Origin of the sequence: Amnibacterium sp., from assembly GCF_036559085.1 — a bacterium.
In the GTDB taxonomy this organism is placed as follows: Bacteria; Actinomycetota; Actinomycetes; order Actinomycetales; family Microbacteriaceae; genus Amnibacterium.
This window is the reverse complement of record NZ_DATBTU010000001.1, coordinates 1-3,139: the sequence shown is the minus strand read 5'-3', so window position 1 is coordinate 3,139 and position 3,139 is coordinate 1. Positions and strand designations below refer to the sequence as shown.

The following is a 3,139-nucleotide window of genomic DNA, read 5'->3' as shown; positions in this document are numbered from 1 at the left end:
GTGTGGCGTCGGCGCTGCCGGGGCGGATGCCGCGCGCGTCGGTGCCGTCGTCACGGTCTTGCCGACCGGGCTCGAGGTGCAGCCGGCGACGGTGAGGGTCATCCCGAGCGCCAGGGCACCCACGACGATCGGCCGTGCTCTCCGCATTCCGTCCCTTCCTCCGTCCGCGCTGGCACGATAGCGAAGGGCCGGGACAGCATCGGTCAGCCGCCCGGCGGGGCGCCCCTTCCCGCTTCGGTAGGCTCGATGGCCATGACTCCGGCCGATCTGCAGGTCGCCCTGCGCGACCTCGTCGCCTCCGCCGCCACCGCCCGCGGTGCCGACGTCTCCCTCACGGACGCCGAGCTCGTGCTCGAGCGCCCGCGCACCCGGGAGCACGGCGACTGGGCGAGCACGGTCGCGATGCGCGTCGGCAAGCGGATCGGCGTCGCGCCGCGCGACCTCGCCGCCGAGCTCGCCGCAGGCCTGCAGGCGCTCGACGGCGTCGCCGCCGTCGACGTCGCGGGCCCCGGCTTCATCAACATCACGCTCGAGGCGGCATCCGCCGGCGACCTCGCCCGCCGCATCGTCACCGAGGGCGCGGCGTTCGGCCGCGGCACGGCGCTGACCGGCCTGCGGATGAATCTGGAGTTCGTCTCCGCGAACCCCACCGGCCCAGTGCACCTCGGCGGCACCCGCTGGGCCGCCGTCGGCGACAGCCTCGCCCGCATCCTCGCGGCCCAGGGCGCCGAGGTCGCCCGCGAGTACTACTTCAACGACCACGGCGCCCAGATCGACCGGTTCTCCGGCAGCCTGCTCGCCGCGCACCTCGGCGAGCCGACGCCCGAGGACGGCTACGGGGGCGCCTACATCGGCGAGATCGCCGCCCGGGTCGCCGCCGCGCATCCGGAGGTCGACACCCTGCCGCGCGACGAGGCCCGTGAGGTGTTCCGGCGCGAGGGCGTCGACCTGATGTTCGGGGAGATCCGCGCCTCGCTGCACGACTTCGGGGTCGACTTCGACGTCTACTTCCACGAGAACTCGCTCTACGAGTCGCACGCCGTCGAGCACGCCGTGCAGCGGCTCCGCGACCTCGGCCACATCTACGAGGCCGACGGCGCCACCTGGCTGCGCACCACCGAGTTCGGCGACGACCGCGACCGCGTCGTGCTGAAGAGCAACGGCGAGGCCGCGTACATCGCGGGCGACATCGCCTACTACCTGAACAAGCGCGAGCGGGGCTTCGACCGCTGCCTGATCATGCTCGGCGCCGACCACCACGGCTACATCGGCCGCCTGATGGCCGTGGCCGCCGCGTTCGGCGACACCCCGTACGAGAACCTCGAGGTGCTCATCGGGCAGATGGTCAACCTCGTCAAGGACGGCGTGCCGATGCGCATGTCGAAGCGCAACGGCACGGTCATCACGATGGAGGACCTCGTCGAGGCCGTCGGCGTCGACGCCGCGCGGTACACGCTCGTGCGCTCGAGCGTCGACTCCGCACTCGACGTGGACCTCGACCTCGTCGCGAAGCACACGAACGACAACCCCGTCTACTACGTGCAGTACGCCCACGCCCGCACCCGGTCCGTCGACCGGAACGCGGAGGCGGCGGGCGTCACCCGGGAGCACGAGGGTGCGGATGCGTTCGATCCGTCGCTGCTCACGCATCCGACCGAGACCGAGCTGCTCGGCACGCTCGAGCAGTTCCCGCGCACGGTCGAGCGGGCCGCCGAGCTGCGCGAGCCGCACCGCGTCGCCCGCTACCTCGAGCAGCTCGCCGGCGACTACCACCGCTGGTACGACTCCTGCCGGATCATCCCGCCCGCGGGCGAGGACATCGGCCCCGTGCACCGCACCCGCCGAGTCGTCAACGAGGCCGTCAGCCAGGTGCTGAAGAACGGCCTCGGGCTCCTCGGGGTGAGTGCGCCGGAGCGGATGTAGCCGTGTCGGACCGCACCGACACCCTTCCGCTGCCCGTGCAGCGCGCGCCGCGCAAGCGGCGCCATCCGGTGCGGACGACGGCCCTGATCGTGCTGCTCGTCCTCGTGGTGCTCGCGGTCGTCGCCCTCGTCGTCGGCGACGGGATCTTCCGGGGCTACGCCGAGGGGCGGATCGACCACAGCGTGCAGCAGAGCCTGCCGAAGGGCGTCACCGGCACGGTGCACTCGAAGATCGAGGGCGGCTCGGCGATCCAGCAGTACCTGCACGGCTCGTTCGACGACGTGCTCCTCACCTCGAACGACCTGAAGATCGAGGGGGGTGACGCGAGCGCGAAGATCCGGGTGCACGGCCTGCCGGTGAACGGATCCGGGACCGTGCAGCACGCGACCGGGTCGCTGACCATCAGCCAGGCGGCCCTGAAGAACCTCGCGCCACTCGAGCAGGCGCAGGCGACGGCGCCGCAGCTCGGCGACGGCACCGTCGCCACCTCGGTGCAGCGCACCGTGCTCGGGGTGCCGATCACCGTCGACGTGACGCTCGCGCCGAGCGTGCAGGGCAAGTACGTGCACCTGGAACCCACGAAGGCCACGCTGAAGAGCGGCGTGATCTCCGTGCCGGGCACGACCCTCATCAAGACGCTGCTGCCGAACGGCATCTCGGTGTGCGCGGCGAAGTACCTGCCGCCGACGGTGCACCTCGACGCGATCGACGTGCGGTCGGGCTCGGCGACGCTGAACCTCACCGCCGACCACCTCGACCTCGGTGGCCTGCAGCAGGGCGCGACCGGCTCCTGCTGACCCGGCGGATCGCCTGGGCGGCGCCCGCTCCTCGATAGGCTTCCGTGTCCGTCCGCCGTGAAAGGGCTCCGTCGTGCTCCAGCCGAACCCCCTCGCGTCGGTGCGTCTGACCACGGATCCGCTCGACCTCGATCCGGCCGTCTGGCCCGCCGGCACCGTCCGCGACGCCGACGGCGCGATCCGCATCGGGGGAGCGGATGCCCGTGCCCTCGCGGCGGAGTTCGGCACGCCCCTCTACGTGGTCGACGAGACCGCGCTGAAGGTCCGCGCCGAGAAGGCCCGTGCGGCAGTCGAGGGTGCCGCGGCCGCCGCCGGCGTGCACGCGCACGCCTACTACGCGGGCAAGGCGTTCCTCACGGCCCACGTGGTGCGGTGGATGCTCGACGCCGGGCTGCGCATCGACGTCTGCACCGGCGGCG

Annotated in this window: 2 protein-coding genes and 1 pseudogene; all 3 read left to right on the top strand. The window is 72.5% G+C overall.

Annotated elements, in window-relative coordinates; genetic code table 11:
* Window positions 1-252: 252 nt before the first annotated feature.
* Window positions 253-1,923, top strand: a complete 1,671-nt coding sequence (gene argS / locus VIG76_RS00015) for an arginine--tRNA ligase (RefSeq protein ID WP_331949716.1) — start codon at window positions 253-255, stop codon at window positions 1,921-1,923.
* A gap of 2 nt (window positions 1,924-1,925) precedes the next feature.
* Complete coding sequence (locus VIG76_RS00010; RefSeq protein WP_331949714.1) at window positions 1,926-2,720, top strand: LmeA family phospholipid-binding protein; 795 nt, start codon at window positions 1,926-1,928, stop codon at window positions 2,718-2,720.
* Between the two features lie 73 nt (window positions 2,721-2,793).
* Window positions 2,794-3,139: pseudogene (locus VIG76_RS00005) on the top strand (diaminopimelate decarboxylase); the annotation flags it as partial.